This is a genomic window from Roseomonas sp. TF40, from assembly GCF_057219975.1.
In genome coordinates this window covers 13,515-31,205 of sequence record NZ_JBXVVR010000008.1, presented here as the reverse complement: position 1 = coordinate 31,205, position 17,691 = coordinate 13,515, and the positions used below count along the sequence as shown (strand labels likewise).

Annotated in this window: 16 protein-coding genes; 11 read left to right on the top strand and 5 right to left on the bottom strand. The window is 70.1% G+C overall.

Annotated features, from left to right (window positions below; translation table 11 throughout):
- Positions 1-9 precede the first annotated feature (9 nt).
- From AC2D9U_RS19910 to AC2D9U_RS19895, 4 genes are read left to right on the top strand one after another with little or no spacing between them, the layout of a single operon-like run.
- Entirely contained in the window at positions 10-993 is a 984-nt protein-coding gene (locus AC2D9U_RS19910; protein WP_484752141.1) for an ABC transporter permease, read from the top strand.
- A 1-nt stretch (position 994) separates the two neighbouring features.
- Positions 995-1,909 carry an ABC transporter permease gene (locus AC2D9U_RS19905; RefSeq protein WP_484752139.1) on the top strand — a complete coding sequence of 305 codons (915 nt, stop codon included), beginning with the start codon at positions 995-997 and terminating at the stop codon, positions 1,907-1,909.
- A complete protein-coding gene (locus AC2D9U_RS19900; protein ID WP_484752137.1) occupies positions 1,909-2,922 on the top strand; it encodes an ABC transporter ATP-binding protein in 1,014 nt (337 codons plus the stop codon). The genes AC2D9U_RS19905 and AC2D9U_RS19900 overlap by 1 nt, the downstream gene beginning before the upstream one ends.
- Positions 2,915-3,958: an ABC transporter ATP-binding protein gene (locus AC2D9U_RS19895; protein WP_484752136.1), complete on the top strand. Its 1,044-nt coding sequence runs from the start codon at positions 2,915-2,917 to the stop codon at positions 3,956-3,958. Before AC2D9U_RS19900 ends, AC2D9U_RS19895 begins: the two co-directional genes overlap by 8 nt.
- A gap of 3 nt (positions 3,959-3,961) precedes the next feature.
- On the opposite strand, the gene AC2D9U_RS19890 is transcribed toward AC2D9U_RS19895, so the two are convergent.
- Both AC2D9U_RS19890 and ggt read right to left on the bottom strand, forming a co-directional pair.
- On the bottom strand, positions 3,962-4,429 hold the full coding sequence (locus tag AC2D9U_RS19890) for a CreA family protein (RefSeq protein WP_484752134.1): 468 nt from the start codon (positions 4,427-4,429) through the stop codon (positions 3,962-3,964).
- An 11-nt stretch (positions 4,430-4,440) separates the two neighbouring features.
- A complete protein-coding gene (ggt, locus tag AC2D9U_RS19885) occupies positions 4,441-6,114 on the bottom strand; it encodes a gamma-glutamyltransferase (protein ID WP_484752133.1) in 1,674 nt (557 codons plus the stop codon).
- Between the two features lie 35 nt (positions 6,115-6,149).
- Between ggt and AC2D9U_RS19880 the strand changes: the two genes are divergently transcribed.
- Positions 6,150-6,521 (top strand): YraN family protein, encoded by a 372-nt coding sequence (locus tag AC2D9U_RS19880; RefSeq protein ID WP_484752131.1) that lies wholly within the window; start codon positions 6,150-6,152, stop codon positions 6,519-6,521.
- Here AC2D9U_RS19880 and AC2D9U_RS19875 read toward each other — a convergent pair.
- Genes AC2D9U_RS19875 through AC2D9U_RS19865 form a run of 3 tightly spaced genes read right to left on the bottom strand, consistent with a single transcriptional unit; the run spans position 6,518 to position 10,059 of the window.
- Positions 6,518-7,462, bottom strand: coding sequence for a DUF808 domain-containing protein (locus AC2D9U_RS19875; RefSeq protein WP_484752129.1), 945 nt, complete (start codon positions 7,460-7,462; stop codon positions 6,518-6,520). The two genes, AC2D9U_RS19880 and AC2D9U_RS19875, sit on opposite strands and share 4 nt — an antisense overlap.
- A gap of 40 nt (positions 7,463-7,502) precedes the next feature.
- On the bottom strand, positions 7,503-9,011 hold the full coding sequence (locus AC2D9U_RS19870) for a YifB family Mg chelatase-like AAA ATPase (RefSeq protein ID WP_484752127.1): 1,509 nt from the start codon (positions 9,009-9,011) through the stop codon (positions 7,503-7,505).
- Between the two features lie 16 nt (positions 9,012-9,027).
- Positions 9,028-10,059: an arginase family protein gene (locus AC2D9U_RS19865; protein WP_484752126.1), complete on the bottom strand. Its 1,032-nt coding sequence runs from the start codon at positions 10,057-10,059 to the stop codon at positions 9,028-9,030.
- Between the two features lie 88 nt (positions 10,060-10,147).
- Here AC2D9U_RS19865 and AC2D9U_RS19860 point away from each other — a divergent pair, with 88 nt between their 5' ends.
- From AC2D9U_RS19860 to AC2D9U_RS19835, 6 genes are read left to right on the top strand one after another with little or no spacing between them, the layout of a single operon-like run.
- A complete protein-coding gene (locus tag AC2D9U_RS19860) occupies positions 10,148-11,737 on the top strand; it encodes an ABC transporter substrate-binding protein (RefSeq protein ID WP_484752124.1) in 1,590 nt (529 codons plus the stop codon).
- A gap of 3 nt (positions 11,738-11,740) precedes the next feature.
- On the top strand, positions 11,741-12,727 hold the full coding sequence (locus tag AC2D9U_RS19855; RefSeq protein ID WP_484752122.1) for an ABC transporter permease: 987 nt from the start codon (positions 11,741-11,743) through the stop codon (positions 12,725-12,727).
- Positions 12,724-13,566, top strand: coding sequence for an ABC transporter permease (locus AC2D9U_RS19850; RefSeq protein WP_484752121.1), 843 nt, complete (start codon positions 12,724-12,726; stop codon positions 13,564-13,566). Before AC2D9U_RS19855 ends, AC2D9U_RS19850 begins: the two co-directional genes overlap by 4 nt.
- Positions 13,563-15,164, top strand: coding sequence for an ABC transporter ATP-binding protein (locus tag AC2D9U_RS19845; RefSeq protein WP_484752119.1), 1,602 nt, complete (start codon positions 13,563-13,565; stop codon positions 15,162-15,164). Before AC2D9U_RS19850 ends, AC2D9U_RS19845 begins: the two co-directional genes overlap by 4 nt.
- A 6-nt stretch (positions 15,165-15,170) precedes the next feature.
- The gene (locus AC2D9U_RS19840) at positions 15,171-16,457 is read left to right on the top strand and encodes an ArgE/DapE family deacylase (RefSeq protein ID WP_484752118.1); all 1,287 of its coding nucleotides are present in this window, start codon (positions 15,171-15,173) and stop codon (positions 16,455-16,457) included.
- The gene (locus AC2D9U_RS19835; protein WP_484752116.1) at positions 16,454-17,689 is read left to right on the top strand and encodes an allantoate amidohydrolase; all 1,236 of its coding nucleotides are present in this window, start codon (positions 16,454-16,456) and stop codon (positions 17,687-17,689) included. Before AC2D9U_RS19840 ends, AC2D9U_RS19835 begins: the two co-directional genes overlap by 4 nt.
- Positions 17,690-17,691 lie beyond the last annotated feature (2 nt).

The following is a 17,691-nucleotide window of genomic DNA, read 5'->3' as shown; positions in this document are numbered from 1 at the left end:
GCCCCCGCCTTGTTCGCGTTCATCCTCAATCGCCTGCTGCAGGCGCTGCCGGTCATGCTGACGGTGGCGCTGCTTTCCTTTGCCATGTTCGCCTATGTCGGCGATCCGGTGGCGATCATGCTTGGCCAGGACTACACCCAGGCGCAGCGTGACGCGCTGGTGGCGGATCTCGGGCTCGACCAGCCCTTCTTCGTGCAGTTCTTCAAATTCGTGGCGAATGCGGCGCAGGGCGAATTCGGCCTGTCCTACCGCCTGTCGCGCCCCGTGGCGGAGCTGATCGCGGAGCGCGCGCCGGCCACGCTGGAGCTCGCCTTCTGCGCGGCGACCATCGCGCTCGCCATCGGCGTGCCGATGGGCGTCTACACCGGGCTCTACCGCCATTCCTGGCTGAGCCGCTTCTTCCTGACCTTCAGCCTGATCGGCGTTTCCCTGCCGACCTTCCTGATCGGCATCCTGCTCATCCTGACCTTCTCCGTCTGGCTCGGCTGGCTGCCGAGCTTCGGGCGTGGCGACACGGTGCGCTACGGCTTCTGGAACACGGGCCTCGCGACCTGGTCGGGCATCAAGGCGCTGATCCTGCCCTCCATCACGCTGGGGCTGCTGCAGCTCACCCTCATCATGCGCCTGGTGCGCGCGGAGATGCTGGAGGTGCTGCGCACGGACTACATCAAATTCGCCCGCGCGCGGGGGCTGACGAACCGCGCCGTGCATTTCGGCCATGCGCTGAAGAACACGCTGGTGCCGGTCATCACCATCACGGGGCTGCAACTGGGCGCGATCATCGCCTTCGCCATCGTCACCGAGACGGTGTTCCAGTGGCCCGGCATGGGGCTGCTGTTCATCCAGAGCGTGGGCGCGGCCGACATCCCGGTGATGAGCGCCTATCTGCTGCTGATCGCGCTGATGTTCGTGACCATCAACCTGATCGTCGACCTGCTCTACTATGCGGTGGATCCGCGCATGCGCATCGGCCGCGGCAAGGGAGGGCATTGAGATGGCCTCCGCCGTGCAACGCTTCTTCGATTCCGACGTCTGGTATTCCTTCACCCGCTCGCCGGTCACCGTCGCCTCGGCGATCGTGGCACTGATCTGCGTCGGCGGCGCGGTGCTCGCGCCCTGGATCGCGCCGCACAACCCCTTCGACCTCGCCAGCCTGCAGCTGATGGACGCCTTCAAGCCGCCGGCCTGGTCGTCGGAAGGCGACCCGATGTATCTGCTCGGCACGGATGACCAGGGGCGGGACGTGCTCTCGGCCATCATGTATGGCGCGCGCGTCTCGCTGCTGGTGGGCTTCTGCGCGGTGGTGATGTCGGTGACCATCGGCATCACGGCGGGGCTCGCCGCCGGCTATCTCGGCGGCACGGTGGATGCGGTGCTGATGCGCATCGCCGACATCAAGCTGACCTTCCCCACCATCCTGATCGCGCTGCTGGTGGATGGCATCGCCCGCGCCGCCCTGCCGCGCGAGACGCATGACCAGATCGCGCTCTATGTCGTGATCTTCGCCATCGGAATCTCGAACTGGCCTTCCTTCGCGCGCACCGTGCGCGGCTCCACCATGGTCGAGCGCAACAAGGAATATGTGCAGGCGGCGCGGGTCATCGGCCTGTCGCGCGCGCGCATCATGGTCAGCCATGTGCTGCCCAATGTGATCGGCCCCGTGCTCGTCATCGCGACGCTCCAGCTCGGATTCGCGGTGCTGACCGAGGCGACGCTCAGCTTCCTTGGCGTGGGCGTGCCACCCACCCAGCCTTCGCTCGGCACGCTGATCCGGATCGGCAACGACTTCCTGTTCAGCGGCGAGTGGTGGATCACGATCTTCCCGGGCATCGCGCTGATCCTGCTGGTGCTCTCCGTCAATCTGTTGGGCGACTGGTTGCGCGACGCCCTCAACCCGAAGCTCCGCTGATGTCGAACGTTCAACCCATCCTTGAAGTCCGCAACCTTCGTGTGGAGTTCCCCACGCGGCGCGGCACGCTGGTCGCCCTCGACGACGTCTCCTTCTCCATCGCGCCGGGCGAGGTGCTGGGCGTGGTGGGGGAATCGGGTGCCGGCAAGTCCATGACGGGGGCGGCCATCATCGGCCTGCTCGAACCGCCGGGGCGCATCGCGGGCGGCCAGATTCTCCTCAATGGTCGTCGCATCGACAACCTGCCCTACAAGGAGATGCGCCTGGTCCGCGGCCGTGAGATCGGCGCCATCTTCCAGGATCCGCTGACCACGCTGAACCCGCTCTACACGGTGGGCCAGCAATTGGTGGAGACGATGGTCACGCATCTGCCGCTCAACCCGGCGCAGGCGCGGGCCAAGGCGATCGAGTGGCTTGAACTGGTTGGCATCCCGGCCGCGGCGCAGCGCATCGACAGCTACCCGCATGAATTCTCAGGCGGCATGCGCCAGCGCGTGGTCATCGCGCTGGCGCTCTGCGCCGAGCCGAAGCTGATCGTGGCCGATGAGCCGACCACGGCGCTCGATGTCAGCATCCAGGCGCAGGTCATCGCGCTGCTGAAGACCCTGGCGCGGGAGAAGGGCACGGCGATGATGCTCGTCACCCATGACATGGGCGTGATCGCCGAGACGGCGGACCGCGTGGCGGTGATGTATGCCGGGCGCATCATCGAGATCGGCGCCGTGCGCGCCGTGGTGAAGGAGGCCGCGCACCCCTATTCCGCCGGGCTGATGGGCTCCATCCCGCCGGTCGGCCGGCGGCTGGAGCGCATGCAGCAGATCGATGGCGCCATGCCGCGCCTGTCCGCCATCCCCAAGGGCTGCCCCTATAATCCGCGCTGCCCCAAGGTCTTCGACCGCTGCCGGGAGGAGCGCCCCGATTTGATGCCAGCCGGCAACACCGATGCGGCCTGCTGGCTATACGCTCCAGGCGCGCCTTCGCTTGACGCCGGGGAGGCCGCGACCCATGCGTGAGGCAGGCAGCACCCCGATGATCGAGACGCGCGACGTGGCGCGCTTCTTCGATGTCTCCCGCCCCCTGCTGCAGCGCGTGCTGGCCGGCGAGGGCAAGCGCACGCTGCGCGCGGTGGATGGCATCTCCTTCGCGGTCGAGAAGGGCACCACGCTCTCCCTGGTTGGTGAGAGCGGCTGCGGCAAGTCCACCATGGCGCGGCTCGTGGTGGGTCTCTATCCGCCGACGCGCGGCACGGTGCTGTTCGACGGCAAGGATCTGGCCGAGGCGCGTGCCGACAGCACGCAGCGCCGGCGCATGCAGATGATCTTCCAGGACCCCTATGCCAGCCTCAACCCGCGCTGGCGCGTGCGCGACATCATCGCCGAGCCGATCCGCGCCTTCGGCCTGATGAAGAGCGAGGCGGAGATCACCACGCGCGTGGCGGAGCTGCTGACCCAGGTCGGGCTTTCGCCGCTCGATGGCCAAAAATTCCCGCACGAATTCTCCGGCGGCCAGCGCCAGCGCATCTCGATCGCGCGCGCGCTGTCCTCCAACCCGGAGTTCCTGGTCTGCGATGAGCCCACCAGCGCGCTCGACGTCTCGGTGCAGGCGCAGATCCTCAACCTGATGAAGGATCTGCAGGCGCGGCTTGGGCTGACCTACCTCTTCATCAGCCACAACCTCGCCGTGGTGCGCCAGGTGAGCGACCGGGTGGGCGTGATGTATCTCGGCCGTCTGGTCGAACTCGCGCCGGCGGAGACGCTCTTCACCACGCCGCGCCACCCCTATACGCGCGCGCTGATGGACGCGATCCCGGATCTGGACATGACCGGGCGGCAGCGCATCCCGGTCGGCGGCGAAGTGCCGAGCCCGATCAACCCGCCCTCCGGCTGCCCCTTCCATCCGCGTTGCGCGCTGGCGAATGATCGCTGCAAGGCCGAGTTGCCGCCGATGATCGCCGCGCGCGGCACGCCCGGCACCATCGTCGCCTGCCATGCGGTGGAAGAAGGCCGCGATGGTGGCGCCACGGCCTCGGCGGCCTTCGCCGCCGCGTGAGTCCTACGGCCTGACCGGGACGACGGCCACCGCGTTGAAGGGGGAGCCGTCGATCAGCCGCGTGCTCCAGGCGAGGTAGACCACCGTGTTGCGCTCCTCATCCAGGAAGCGGTGCACGCGGGTCTCCTTGAAGAAGAGGCTGGTGCTGCTCTCGAACACCATCTCGCCGCGTTCGCCGCGCCGCGCACCAGGCAGCACCTGCACGGGGCCGGTCGCGGTACAGCTCAGCGCGAAGCGTGCCGGATCCTCCGCCACGCCGAGCATGCCCGAGAAGCCGCCCGTGCGCGCCTGGCTGATGTAGCAGGACACGCCGCGCACCTCCGGGTCGTCGAAGCGTTCCACCACCACGCGGTGGCTGCGCGTCAGGCCGAGATTGGTGACGGCGGTGTTCACATGGCCGATCTCGCGCGTCTCCTGCGCCTGCGCGGGCAGGGCGAGCGTGGCCAGCAGCAGGATGCGGCACAACGTCATGGCAAAGCTCCTCAATCGCCCAGCGCCGTGCCCTCGCGGCGCGGATCGGCGGCGCCCAGCAGGCCCCGCGGCGTGATGCGGATGGCGGTCAGGCCCGAATTGATCTCCCGCACATCCACGCGATGGCCGCGCGCCTCCAGCGCGGGGGCGAGGGCGGCGGCCGCGGTGCCGGCCTCCAGCTCGATGCCCGCCGGCCCGACGACGCCGACCCGCGGCAGGGAGACGGCCTCCTGCGGGTCGAGATTCCAGTCCAGCACGCCCACGATGGTCTGCGCGACATGGCCGATGATGCGCGCCCCCCCAGCCGAGCCCAGCAGCAGCACGGGCCGGCCCTCGGCATCCAGCACGATGGCGGGCGACATGGAGGAACGCGGCCGCTTGCCCGGCTCCACGCGGTTCGCCACGGGCCGGCCTTCGGCCTCGGGGGCGAAGCTGAAATCGGTGAGCTGGTTGTTGAGCAGGAAGCCGCGCAGGAAGATGCGGCTCGCCATCACGGCCTCGACGGTGGAGGTCATGGAGACCGCATCGCCCCAGCCATCGATGGCGGTGATATGCGTGGTGCCGGTGCCGAATTCGAGGTCATGCGGGGCGAGCGAACCCTCGCGCCAATTCGGGTTGCCCGCGCGCGGCGGTGCCATGGCGCGGTTGCGGTCCACCATCTGCGCGCGCTGCGTGAGATAGGCGGGGTCGAGCAGGCCGCGCAGCGGCACGCGGACGAAATCCTCATCGGCAAGGTAGGTGTTGCGATCCGCGAAGGCGAGCCGCCCGGCCTCGCCGAGCAGATGCGCAGCCTCCACGCCGCGCGGGTCGAGGCCGCGCAGGTCGAAATGCTCCAGCACGCCCAGGATCTGCCCCACCGCGATGCCGCCCGAACTCGGCGGGCCGAAGCCGCAGACGCGCCAGGCCCGGTAGGGCGCGCAGACGGGGGCGCGCTGGCGCGGCGCGTAGTCGGCCAGATCCTGCTCGGTCATGCCGCCGGGGTTGCGATGCGCGCGCACGGTGGCGCTGATCTCGGCGGCGATCGGACCGCGATGCAGCGCGGCCGCGCCTTCGCTCGCGACCAGACGCAGCGTCGCGGCGAGATCGGGGTTGCGCAGCAGATGGCCGGCGGGCAGGGGCGTGCCGTCGGGGGCGAAGAAATAGGCCCGCGCGCCGGGATCACGCCGCAGCGCATCGGCGTTGGCGAGGATGGCGGCGGCGAGGCGCGGCGAGATCGGGAAACCCTGCTCGGCCTGCGCGATGGCGGGTGCGACCAGCCGCGCCCAGGGCAGGCGGCCATGCTCGCGATGCGCGGCCTCGAGCATGCGCAACAGGCCCGGCACGCCCACGCTGCGCCCGCCCTCCATCGCCGCGGCGAAGGGCATCGGGGTCCCGTCCTCGCGCAGGAAGAGGCGCGGCGTGGCGGCGGCCGGCGCCGTCTCGCGCCCGTCCCAGGCCTGGATGGCGCGGCTCTCGCCATCATAGTGCAGCATGAGCGCGCCACCGCCGATGCCGCTCGCCTGCGGCTCCGTCAGCGTCATCATGATCGCCATGGCGATGGCGGCGTCGAGCGCGCTGCCGCCGTCGCGCAGCACCGCGCGCCCGGCCTCGCTGGCCGGCGCGCTGGCCGAGGCGACCATGTGCCGCTGCGCCGGCTGGGCGAGGGCGGGAAAAGCGAGGAACAGCAGCAGGATCAGGCGGGGCATGTCGCTCTCCGGTCGGATGCGCCTAAGCTTAGGGTATGGAGGCGCAGCGTGCGAAGCGGGAGGCGGCGGAGGCGCGCGGGCGCTTCGCGGAGACACGCGCCCTGGCCGCGCTCACCGCCGAGGGGTTCGGCCTGCTCGCCCAGCGCGTGCGCACCCCGGCGGGCGAGCTTGACCTTGTCGTGGAGAAGGAAGGGTTGCTGGTCTTCGTCGAGGTGAAGGCGCGCGCCACGCTGGGTGAGGCGGCGTTCTCGCTCGGCGCGCGGCAGCAGGCGCGGCTGCTGGCGGCCGGCGAGATCTGGCTGGCGCGCAACCCGGACCATGGCGCGGCCGGCGTGCGCTTCGACGTGATGCTGGTCGATGCGCAGGGCCACGTGCGGCGCATCGCGGATGCCTTGCGGCTGGGCTAGCCGCGTCGCAGCCGGCGCATCAGCGGCGCGCCGAGATGGTGCACCAGCGGGATGAGCGCTGCGCCGAGCACCAGCCCCGCCACGCCCGCGCCCGCCGCCTCCACCGCCCAGCCGAGGAGGCCGCCACCCGCCGCCACTGCCACGCCGTGCAGCGCGTGGGCCGGCCCGCCGAGGCCATAGGCCTCGAGCCCATGCAAGATGATGCCGCCACCCACCCACACCATCGCCGCCGTCCCCACCACGGCGAGTCCGCGCAGCAGCGCCGGCATGAAGCGCACCAGCGCGCGCCCGAAGGCCTGCAAGGCCGCATTGTCGCCGCGGGCGAGTAAGACGCCGAGATCATCCGCCTTCACGATCAGCGCCACCGCGCCATAGACGGCGACCGTGATGCCGATGCCCACCACCGCCAGCACCACCGCCTGCATCAGGAAGCCCAATTCCGGCATGGTGCCGAGCGTGATGGCCATGATCTCGGCCGAGAGGATGAAATCCGTCTGGATCGCACCGCGCACCTTGAAGTCCTCGAACAGGGCGGCATCCGGCGCGGCCTGGCCGGTCGCTTCCTCATGCGCATGGGCGGCGTGGGGGGCGATGGCCTCCCACACCTTCTCGGCGCCTTCGTAGCAGAGATACGCACCACCCAGCATCAGCAGCGGCGTGATCAGGAAGGGCGCGAGCGCGCTCAGCAGCAGCGCGGCCGGCAGCAGGAGGACCAGCTTGTTCTTCAGCGAACCGCGCGCGATGCGCCAGACGATCGGCAATTCGCGCGCGGGGGAGAAGCCCTGGACGTAGCGCGGCGTCACGGCGGCGTCGTCGATCACCACACCCGCCGCCTTCGCTCCCGCCTTGGCCGATTGCGCGGCGACGTCATCCAGCGAGGCCGCGGCCATCTTCGCGATGGCGGCGACATCATCCAGCAGCGCGATCAAGCCGGTGCTCATGCGCCAGGATCCTTTGCGTGAGGCCCCACCATAGCAGGTCTCACCCGGCGCGCCCCGGCATGCGGTGGCGAAAGGCCAGCGCCTCCGCCACATGCACGCGCGCGATGCGCGTGCTGCCGGCGAGGTCCGCGATGGTGCGCCCCACGCGCAGCGCGCGCACCAGGCCGCGCGTCGAGAGCCGCAGCCGCGTGGCGGCGGTTTCGAGCAGGGTCAGCGCCTCAGCCTCGGCGGTGGCACGCAGTGCGTCCCACTCCGCCTCGGCATTGCAGCGCGCCGGGCCACGCTGGCGCTGGGCGTCGCGCGCGGCGGCGACACGCGCGGCGACCACGGCGGTGGTCTCGCCATTCGGCGCGCGGGCGAGTTCGGCGGGGGCGAGGGGCTGCACCTCGATGGTCAGGTCCATGCGGTCCAGCAAGGGTCCCGAGAGCCGCATCTGGTAGTCCTGCCCGCAGCCCGGCGCGCGCGCACATTCGCGCGACGGATCGCCGAGATAGCCGCAGCGGCACGGGTTCATCGCCGCGATGCATTGGAAGCGCGCGGGGTAGGTAACATGCGCATTGGCGCGGCTGATCGTGGTGCGCCCCGTCTCCATCGGCTGGCGCAGCGCCTCCAGCGCCGGGCGCGGGAATTCGGGCCATTCGTCGAGGAACAGCACGCCGAGATGCGCGAGCGAGATCTCGCCCGGTCGCGCGCGATGCCCGCCGCCGACCAGCGCCGCGACAGAGGCCGAGTGGTGCGGCTCGCGGAAGGGGGGACGACGCAGCAGCTTGCCCTCGTTCAGCATGCCGGCGACGGAATGCACCAGCGAGACCTCCAGCGCCTCGGCGGGCGTGAGGTCCGGCAGCAGGCCCGGCAAACGCGCGGCCAGCATGGATTTGCCGGCACCGGGCGGGCCCATCATCAAAAGGTTGTGCCCGCCGGCGGCGGCGATCTCCAGCGCCCGCTTCGCGCTCTCCTGCCCCTTCACCGCGGAGAGGCAGGGCCCGCGCCAGGGTGTGGCGTCCAGCGCCGGGGGCTGCGGCGCGGGCAGCAATTGCAACGCGGAAAAATGGTTGATGAGCGCGGGCAGGTCGCGCGGCGCCAGCACCTCGACCCGCCCGGCCCAGGCGGCCTCGCCACCCTGCGCGTGCGGGCAGATCAGGCCGAGTTCGCGCTCGCTCGCGGCGAGGGCGGCGGGCAGCACGCCGGCGACCGGGGCGAGCGTGCCATCCAGCGCCAATTCACCGAGTGCTGCGAATTCGATGATGGCATCGCGGGGAATGATCTCCATCGCCGCCAGCACGCCAAGCGCGATGGGCAGGTCGAAATGGCTGCCCTCCTTCAGCAGGTCGGCGGGGGCGAGGTTCACCAGGATGCGCTTGGGCGGGAGCGACAGGCCGATGGAGGTCAGCGCGGCGCGCACCCGCTCGCGGCTCTCACCCACGGCCTTGTCGGGCAGGCCGACGACGAGGAAGGCGGGCAGCCCCGGCGCGACCTGCACCTGCACCTCGATCGGCACCGCCTCGATGCCGCTGAAGGCGAAGGTCTGGATGCGCGCGATGCTGCTCACGCGGGGGCGCGCCGGCTCAGTCGCCGAAGCCCGTGAGGAAGCGTTCCAGCAGCGTGCCGATCAGCTCGACATTGTAGCCGCCCTCCTGCGTCATGCAGGTCGGCAGGCCGAGGCCGCGGATCAGCGCGCCGGCCCGCGCGAAGCCCTCCTCCGTCACCATCAGCGCGTTCAGCGGTTCATGCTCCGAGGCATCGAAGCCGAGCGGCACGACCAGCGCGTCCGGCTTGTGCGCGCGGATCGCCGCGATCCCGGCCTCGATGGCGGCGAGCCAGCCCGCATCGCCCGTGCCGAAAGCGAGCGGCAGGTTGAGGTTCTTGCCCTCGGCGCCCGCACCGCCGGTCTCGCCCGCGCGCCCGACATACCAGGGGTAGTAGCGGTCCGGGTCGCCATGCACGGAGATGGTCAGCACCGTGGGATCATCCCAGAAGATGCCCTGCGTGCCGTTCCCATGGTGGCTGTCGATATCCAGCACCGCGATGCGCGCGGCCCCCGCGCGCTGCAGCGCGGCGACGGCGACGGCGGCGTTGTTGATGTAGCAATGCCCGCCGGCGCGGTTGGCGTATGCGTGATGGCCGGGCGGGCGGCAGAGCGCATAGGCGTGGCGCCCGGCGGCCGCTTCGCCCGCCGCGGCCAGCGCGCAGGCTGCCGCGCCGATCGAGGCCTGCCAGGTGCCGGGGCCGATCGGGCAGCCCGTATCGGCGGTGAATTCACCCAGCCGCTGGATCACATGCGGCCCCGCGCCGCCGCCCTGGGCGAGCATCTCGGGCGTGGGGTGGATGTTGGGCACCATCTCCTCGCCCGCACCCGGCAGCGCAGCCCACTCCGCCGGTGCGTCGCGCAGGAAATCGAGATAGGCCGCGCCATGCACCGCCTCCAGTGCCGCGCGCGGCGCGGGCGGCGGCAGGGCAGGGGTCAGGCCGAGGCGCGCGAGGCCGGCCTCCAGCGAGGCAGCGCGCCCCGGCACCTCGAAGTTTGGCCGCAGCCGGCCGCGCATGACGAAAAACTGCGGCGTGTGCAGCGCCTGGTCGGGATGGGCGAAGGCTTTCATGCACGCCACGCTATCGGGCGAGCCTTGCCCTTGTCCATCGCGCCAAGCGCGGTCTAGCCTTGCCGGACAGGGAATGGGAGATGAAGGTATGAGCGTTTCGCGTCGCGGCCTGCTGGCCGCTTCCGCCGCGGCCCCCGTGCTGATGCGCGTCTCCGACGCCGCCGCCCAGGGCATCGCCCCGCGCCGCGGTGGCACGCTGACCACCATCCTGCAGCCGGAGCCGCCGGTGCTGCAGATCGGCGTGAACAACCAGGGCCCGACGCTGATCGCCGCCCCCAAGCTGTTCAACGGCCTGCTGCGCTTCTCGCCGACGCTGGAGCCGCTGCCCGAACTCGCGAAATCCTGGACCATCAGCCCGGACGGGCTGGTCTACCAGTTCAACCTCGAAACCAACGTCACCTTCCATGATGGCCGGCCCATGACCTCGGAGGACGTGCTGTTCTCCATCATGCGCTTCCACACGGAACTGGCGCCGCGTGCGCGCGCCATCTTCGCGCTGATCGACAAGGCCGAGGCGCCGGATGCGCATACCGTGCGCCTGACGCTCAAGCGCGCCTTCCAGCCCTTCCTGCTGATGTTCGACGTCACCGCCTGCGCCATCGTGCCGAAGCACCTGTTCGACGGGCAGGATTTCCGCAACGCGCCCGCGGTGCAGCGGCCGATCGGCACCGGGCCCTTCAAGTTCACCGAGTGGCAGCGCGGCAACTTCATCCGCATGGACCGCAACGAGAACTACTGGAAGCCGAACCAGCCCTACCTCGACACCATCATCTGGCGCATCGTGCCCGACAGCCAGAGCCGCCAGGTGGCGCTGGAGACGGGCGCGGTGCAGCTCACCAGCTCGGGCGACATCGAACCCTTCGCCATCCCGGGCATTCGCGCGCGGCCGAATCTCGAAGTGCGCACGGATGGGTGGGAGTATTTCGCGCCCCTGTCCTGGATCGAGACCAATCACCGCGTGCCGGCCCTGGCCGATGCGCGGGTGCGCCGCGCCATCAGCCACGCCATCGACCGCAACTTCATCGCCCAGCGCCTGTGGTTCGGCGTGGGCAAGCCGGCGACGAGCCCGATCGCCAGCGCGACGCGCTTCCATGATCCGTCGGTGCGGCTGCAGAACTACGATCCGCGCGCCGCGATGCAACTTCTGGACGCCGCCGGGCTGCGCCCGAACGCGCAGGGCGTGCGCGCCACGATCAAGCATCTCGTGCTGCCCTATGGCGAGGTCTGGACGCGGCTCTCGGAGTATCTGCGCCAGTCGCTGCGCCAGGTCGGCATCAACCTCGAGCTGGAGAGCACGGATGCCGGCGCCTGGGCGCGGCGCATCGGCGCGTGGGAGTACGAGACCTCGATCAACTTCCTCTACCAGTTCGGCGATCCGACGCTGGGGGTGGAGCGCACCTATGTGTCGAGCAACATCCAGCGCGTGACCTTCACGAACACCGGCGGCTATTCGAACCCGCAGGTCGATGCGCTGTTCCTGCGCGCTCGGGAGGCGGTGACGGCGGAAGAGCGCCGTGCGGCCTTCAGCGAAGTGCAGAAGCTGCTGGTCGAGGAGATCCCGCAGATCTGGCTGATGGAGATGTCCTTCCCCACCATCCATGACCGGCGCCTGCGCAACGTGATCACGACGGGCACCGGCCCGAATGCGAGCTTCGACGACGTCTTCCTCGCGTCGTAAGTCGTGAATCCGGCGCAGCTTCCGGGCTTCCTGCTGCGGCGGGGCATCAAGGCGGCGATCGTCATCCTGGCGATCGTCGTCTGCAACTTCTTCCTGATCCACGCAGCCCCCGGTGATCCGGCAAGCGTCATCGCCGGGCAGTCGGGTGCGGCGGATGAGCGGTTCCTCGCGCAGCTGCGCACGCAATTCGGGTTGGACCAGCCGCTGCATGTCCAGCTCTGGCTCTATGTGAAGGGCATCCTCTCCCTCGACCTCGGTTTCTCGCATCGCCAGCAGCAGCCCGTCTCCCTGCTGGTGCTGGAGCGCCTGCCGGCGACCCTGCTGCTGACAGGCGCGGCCTTTGCGTTTGCGGTGCTGGCCGGCGTCACGCTCGGCACGCTGGCCGCGCAGCGCGTCGGGCGCTGGGCGGACAGCCTCATCACCGTGCTCGCACTCGCCTTCTATGCCACGCCGCTCTTCTGGGTCGGGCTGATGCTCGTGCTGCTCTTCAGCGTCTGGCTTGAATGGCTGCCGAGTTTCGGGATGATGACGGTGGGCGCCGACCTGCAGGGCATGGCGCTGGTGCTCGACGTGGGCAAGCATCTGCTGCTGCCCGCGCTCACGCTCGGGCTGTTCTACATGGCGGTCTATGCGCGCCTCACACGCGCGACGATGCTCGAGGTCGCGGACCAGGATTTCGTCAAGACCGCGCGCGCCAAGGGCGTGCCGGAGGGGCAGGTGACGCGTCGGCACATCCTGCGCAACGCGCTGCTGCCGGTGATCACCTTCGCGGGCATCCAGGCCGGGCAACTGGTGGGCGGCGCGATCCTGGTGGAGACGGTCTTCGCCTGGCCGGGCATCGGGCGCCTGGCTTTCGAGGCGCTGCTGGCGCGCGACTATCCCGTGCTGATGGGCGTCTTCTTCGCGACCTCCGTCATGGTCGTTCTGTTCAACCTGCTGACCGATCTGCTCTACGCCGTGATCGATCCGCGCGTGGAAGTGGCGGGATGAGCTTCTGGAAGCGTTTCGCGCGCAACAAGGGCGCGGTGGTCGGGCTGGTGGCGCTGATCCTGGTCATGCTGCTGGCCGCCGCGGCGCCCTGGCTCTATCCGGGCTCGCCCTGGGACATGGCGGGCGCGCCCTTCATGCCGCCGGGTGAGATGGGCATGCTGCTCGGCTCCGACAGCCTGGGGCGCGATGTCGCCGCGGGCATCGCGCATGGCGCGCGCGTCTCCCTGATGGTGGGCGCGGTCTCGACCGTCGCGGCGCTCGCCGTGGGGGTCACGCTGGGCGCGCTGGCGGGCTATGTCGGCGGGATCGTCGATGATCTTGTCATGCGCTTCACCGAATTCTTCCAGACCATCCCGAGCTTCGTGCTGGCGATCCTGCTGGTGGCGATCTTCACGCCGACGATCGGCAGCGTGGTCTTCGCCATCGCCATCGTCTCCTGGCCCCCGGTGGCGCGCGTGGTGCGCGCCGAGTTCCTCTCGCTGCGCGCCCGCGAATTCGTGCAGGCGGCGGAGGTGCTGGGCAAGTCGCGCCTGTCCATCGTGGTGGGCGACATCCTGCCCAACGCGCTCTCGCCGATCATCGTGCTGTCCTCGCTGATGGTGGCCACCGCGATCCTGCTGGAATCGGCGCTGAGCTTCCTCGGCCTGGGCGACCCGAACCTCATGACCTGGGGCTTCCTGATCGGGTCGGGCCGCAGCGTGATCCGCATCGCCTGGTGGATGAGCGTCTTTCCCGGCATCGCCATCTTCATCACCGTGCTGGCCTTGAACCTGGTGGGTGAGGGGCTGTCGGATGCGCTGAACCCGCGGCTCGCGCGGCAGCGCGGCAGCGCGCCATGAGCCTGCTGCGCGTCGAGGGCCTCACCGTCGCCCTGCCCGCGGGCGGGGACCGGCCCCATGCGGTGGAGGAAATCACGCTGCGGGTCGACCGTGGCGAGATCCTCTGCGTGGTGGGCGAGAGCGGCTCCGGCAAGTCGATCACCGCCAATGCGGTGATGGGATTGCTGCCGAAGGCGCTGCCGCGCCGCGCGGGGCGCATCTTCCTGGGCGAGACCGAACTCTCCGCGCAATCGCCCGAGGCGCTGCGCCGCCTGCGCGGCAGCCGCATGGCGATGATCTTCCAGGAGCCGATGACGGCGCTGAACCCGCTGATGCGCGTGGGCGACCAGATCGCCGAGGCGCTTTCCGTGCATGGCGAGGGCGCGCGGGCGCGGGATCGCGTGCCCGAACTGCTCGCGGCGGTGAACCTGCCCGATCCGGCCTCCCTGGCCCGCGCGCATCCCTTCCGCCTCTCGGGCGGGCAGCGCCAGCGCGTGATGATCGCGATGGCCCTGGCGCTCGAGCCGGAACTGCTCATCGCGGATGAGCCGACAACGGCGCTCGACGTGACGACGCAGATGCAGATCCTGCGCCTGATCCGCGAGATCCAGTCGCGCCGCGGCATGGGCGTGATGTTCATCACCCATGATTTCGGCGTGGTGGCGGAGATCGCGGATCGCGTCGCGGTGATGCAGCGCGGCCGCATCGTCGAGCAGGGCGCCGCCACCGAGATCCTCAACAACCCTCAACATGACTACACGCGGGCGCTGATCGCCGCCGTGCCGCATGGCGCCGCCAAGCCGCGCGCGGTGCAGGCCGGCGCCCCCGTGCTGGAGGCGAGGGGCATCGCCAAGACCTATCACCGCGGCGGCTGGTTCGGCGCGCGCTCCGTGGTGCGCGCGGTGCATGATGCCGATTTCGTGCTGCGAAAGGGTGAGACGCTGGGCCTCGTTGGCGAATCCGGCAGCGGCAAGTCCACACTCGCGCGCTGCGTGGTGAATCTGGTGCAGCCCGAGTCTGGCGAGATGCTGTTCCATGGCGCCAATCTGCGCCCGCTCTCGCGATCCGCCTGGAAGCCGTATCGCAAGCGCATCCAGATGGTGTTCCAGGATCCCTATGCCTCGCTCAATCCGCGCCGGCGCGTGGGCGAGATCATCGCGGAGGGACCGATCACCCATGGCGAGGACCGCGGCCGCGCGCTGGATCGCGCGCGCGACCTGCTGCGGCTGGTGCAACTCGATGCCGGGGCGATGGACCGCTTCCCGCATGAGTTCAGCGGCGGCCAGCGCCAGCGCATCGGCATCGCGCGTGCGCTCGCGATGGAGCCCGAATTGCTGATCGCCGATGAACCCGTCTCGGCGCTTGATGTCTCCGTGCAGGCGCAGGTGCTGGAATTGCTGGCGGAGATCCGCGCGCGGCTGGGGCTCACCATGCTCTTCATCACCCATGATCTGCGCGTCGCGGCGCAGGTCTGTGATCGCATCGCTGTCATGCAGCGCGGGGCGATTGTCGAGCAGGGGCCGACGGACCAGGTTTTCGGCGCGCCGGCCCACGCCTATACACGGCAGTTGCTGGACAGCATCCCCGGGCGGGGCTGGACGCCGCCCGCTTTCGCGTGAGGTAGCATGACCCTGGACCCCGGCGCCGCGCGCGCCATCCTTGCCGCCTGCGATACGCTGCGTGCGGAGGGCGAGGGCATGCTGATGCGTCTCACGCGCTGCCCCTCCACCTTGGGCAACGAGCATTCGGCGCTGAACGAGATGGCCCGGATCTATGAGAGCCTCGGCCTCGCGCCGCAGCGCGTGCCGACGGTGCCGGCGCTGCTCGAGGGCCACCCCGGCTTCTCGCCGCCGCTGATGTCCTATGAGGGGCGTGACAATGTCGTGGCCGTGCATCGCCCGCGCAGTGCCAAGGGGCGCAGCCTTGTGCTGCAGGGCCATGTCGATGTCGTGCCCGAGGGCGCGGAGGAGGAATGGACCACGCCGCCCTTCGCCCCCGAGATCCGGCAGGGCCGCATGTATGGCCGCGGCGCGGGCGACATGAAGGCCGGCATCGTCAGCTACGTCACCGCCTTCCGCGCCCTGAAGCTCGCTGGCTTGCAGCCGGCGGCGGAGGTGCAGATGCATTCGGTGATCGAAGAGGAATGCACGGGCAATGGCGCGCTCGCCTGCATGATCGCGATGCCGAAATGCGATGCGGTGATCATCCCCGAGCCCGGTCCTGGCCTGCCGGCGCTCTACACGGCTGAGGTCGGCGTGGTCTGGGCCTGGGTCACCGTCACGGGCCGGCCCGCGCATGTGCGCGACAAGCAGGCGGGCGTGAACGCCGTGGAAGCGGCGATGCAGATCTGGCAGCGCTTCGAGGCCTATGAGCGCGAGATGAACCGCGCCGAGCATATCCACCCGAGCTTCCGCGGCGTGAACCACCCGGTGAACGTCAACCTCGGCACCTTCACCGGTGGCGAATGGAATTCCTCGGTGCCCACACGCGCCACGCTCGGGCTGCGCGTCGGCGTGATGATGGGCAACAGCGCGGCCAATGTGCGCGCGGATATCGAGCGCATCGTCGAACAGGCGCGCGGCGATGCGGGGCTGAAGGGGGCGAAGGTGACGCTCGCCTTCAAGGGCTTCATGGCCGAGCCCTGCATCTTCGACACGAAGGCGGAGATCGTGCAGATCGCCATGCGCAGCTATGCGGGCGTCACCGGCCAGGATCTGCGCCACTACCCCGCGACGGGCCTGACGGATGGCCGCCATTTCGTGCTGCACCAGGGCACGCCGGTGGCCTGTTTCGGCCCGGATGCGCAGGACATCCACGGCATCGACGAGAGCGTGGGCATGGACAGCATGCACGACATCACGCGCAGCATCTCGCTGACCATGGCCGAATGGTGTGGAGTGGAAGCGGCATGAGCAATTTCCGTCCGTCTGGCGCAAGGCTCTGGGACAGCCTGATGGAATTCGCCGCCATCGGCGGCACGGCGAAGGGCGGGTGCAACCGCCAGACGCTGACCGACCTCGACGGCCAGGCCCGCACGCTGCTGCAGCGCCAGGCCGAGGCGGCGGGCGCGACGCTGACGCTCGACCGCGTCGGCAACATGGTGCTGACGCGCCCGGGGCGCGATCCGTCGCGCAAGCCGGTGGCCATCGGCAGCCATCTCGACACGCAGCCGACGGGCGGCAAGTTCGATGGTGTGCTCGGCGTGCTCGCGGGGCTCGAGATCCTGCGCGCGCTGCATGAGGCCGGCATCGAGACCGAGGCGCCGGTCACGCTGGTGAACTGGACGAATGAGGAAGGCGCGCGCTTCTCACCGCCCATGATGGGCAGCGGTGCGGCCATGGGCATCTTCCCGGAAGCAGAAGTGCTGGCGAAGACCGACAGCCAGGGCGCGGTCTTCGGCGCGGAGCTTTCGCGCATCGGCTGGGCGGGGCCGGCCGATCCGGCGGCGCTGCAATCGCTGGGCGCCTATTTCGAACTGCATATCGAACAAGGGCCGGCGCTGGAACGCGCGGGGCTCGACCTCGGCATCGTCACCCATGCGCTCGCGCAGCATTGGTTCGAGGTGACGGTGACGGGTGAGGAGGCGCATGGCGGCAGCGGCATGGCCGGGCGGCGCGACGCGATGATGGGCGCCGCCGAGATGATGCTCGCCATCGAGAAGGCTGCGCTGGCCGCCGGCGCGCGCGCCACGGTGGGGCGTGCGACCCTGCATCCGGACAGCCGCAATGTCGTGCCCGGCCGCGTCTGGTTCAGCCTCGACACGCGCCACGACCACGAGAATGACCTGGCCGCGCTGGCCGCCACGCTGCGCGCCGAGGCTGCCGCCATCGGCGCGCGGCGTGGCGTGGCGATTGCCATCGAGGATTTCTGGATCTCGCCCGCGACCCCCTTCGACCCGGCGCTGGTGGAGGCATTGCGCGTCGCGGCCCGCGCGCGCGGGGTGAAGCACCAGGAGATGCCCACCGCCATCGGCCACGACGCCGTCTATTGCGCGCGCCGCGTGCCGAGCGTGATGATCTTCGTGCCCTGCCATGGCGGGATCAGCCATAACGAGGCCGAGAGCATCACGCCCGAATGGGCCGAGGCCGGGCTTTTGGTGTTGGCCGATGCGGTGCTGGCGACCGCCGGTGTGGCGAAGGAGTAGGT

Coding starts and splice junctions, on each gene's coding strand:
- AC2D9U_RS19905 (WP_484752139.1), top strand. CDS start 995: ATGGCCTCCGCCGTGCAACGCTTCTTCGATTCCGACGTCTGGTATTCC.
- AC2D9U_RS19890 (WP_484752134.1), bottom strand. CDS start 4,429: ATGACGTTGTGCCGCATCCTGCTGCTGGCCACGCTCGCCCTGCCCGCG.
- AC2D9U_RS19845 (WP_484752119.1), top strand. CDS start 13,563: ATGAGCCTGCTGCGCGTCGAGGGCCTCACCGTCGCCCTGCCCGCGGGC.
- AC2D9U_RS19895 (WP_484752136.1), top strand. CDS start 2,915: ATGCGTGAGGCAGGCAGCACCCCGATGATCGAGACGCGCGACGTGGCG.
- AC2D9U_RS19860 (WP_484752124.1), top strand. CDS start 10,148: ATGAGCGTTTCGCGTCGCGGCCTGCTGGCCGCTTCCGCCGCGGCCCCC.
- AC2D9U_RS19875 (WP_484752129.1), bottom strand. CDS start 7,462: ATGAGCACCGGCTTGATCGCGCTGCTGGATGATGTCGCCGCCATCGCG.
- ggt (WP_484752133.1), bottom strand. CDS start 6,114: ATGCCCCGCCTGATCCTGCTGCTGTTCCTCGCTTTTCCCGCCCTCGCC.
- AC2D9U_RS19880 (WP_484752131.1), top strand. CDS start 6,150: ATGGAGGCGCAGCGTGCGAAGCGGGAGGCGGCGGAGGCGCGCGGGCGC.
- AC2D9U_RS19865 (WP_484752126.1), bottom strand. CDS start 10,059: ATGAAAGCCTTCGCCCATCCCGACCAGGCGCTGCACACGCCGCAGTTT.
- AC2D9U_RS19835 (WP_484752116.1), top strand. CDS start 16,454: ATGAGCAATTTCCGTCCGTCTGGCGCAAGGCTCTGGGACAGCCTGATG.
- AC2D9U_RS19850 (WP_484752121.1), top strand. CDS start 12,724: ATGAGCTTCTGGAAGCGTTTCGCGCGCAACAAGGGCGCGGTGGTCGGG.
- AC2D9U_RS19840 (WP_484752118.1), top strand. CDS start 15,171: ATGACCCTGGACCCCGGCGCCGCGCGCGCCATCCTTGCCGCCTGCGAT.
- AC2D9U_RS19900 (WP_484752137.1), top strand. CDS start 1,909: ATGTCGAACGTTCAACCCATCCTTGAAGTCCGCAACCTTCGTGTGGAG.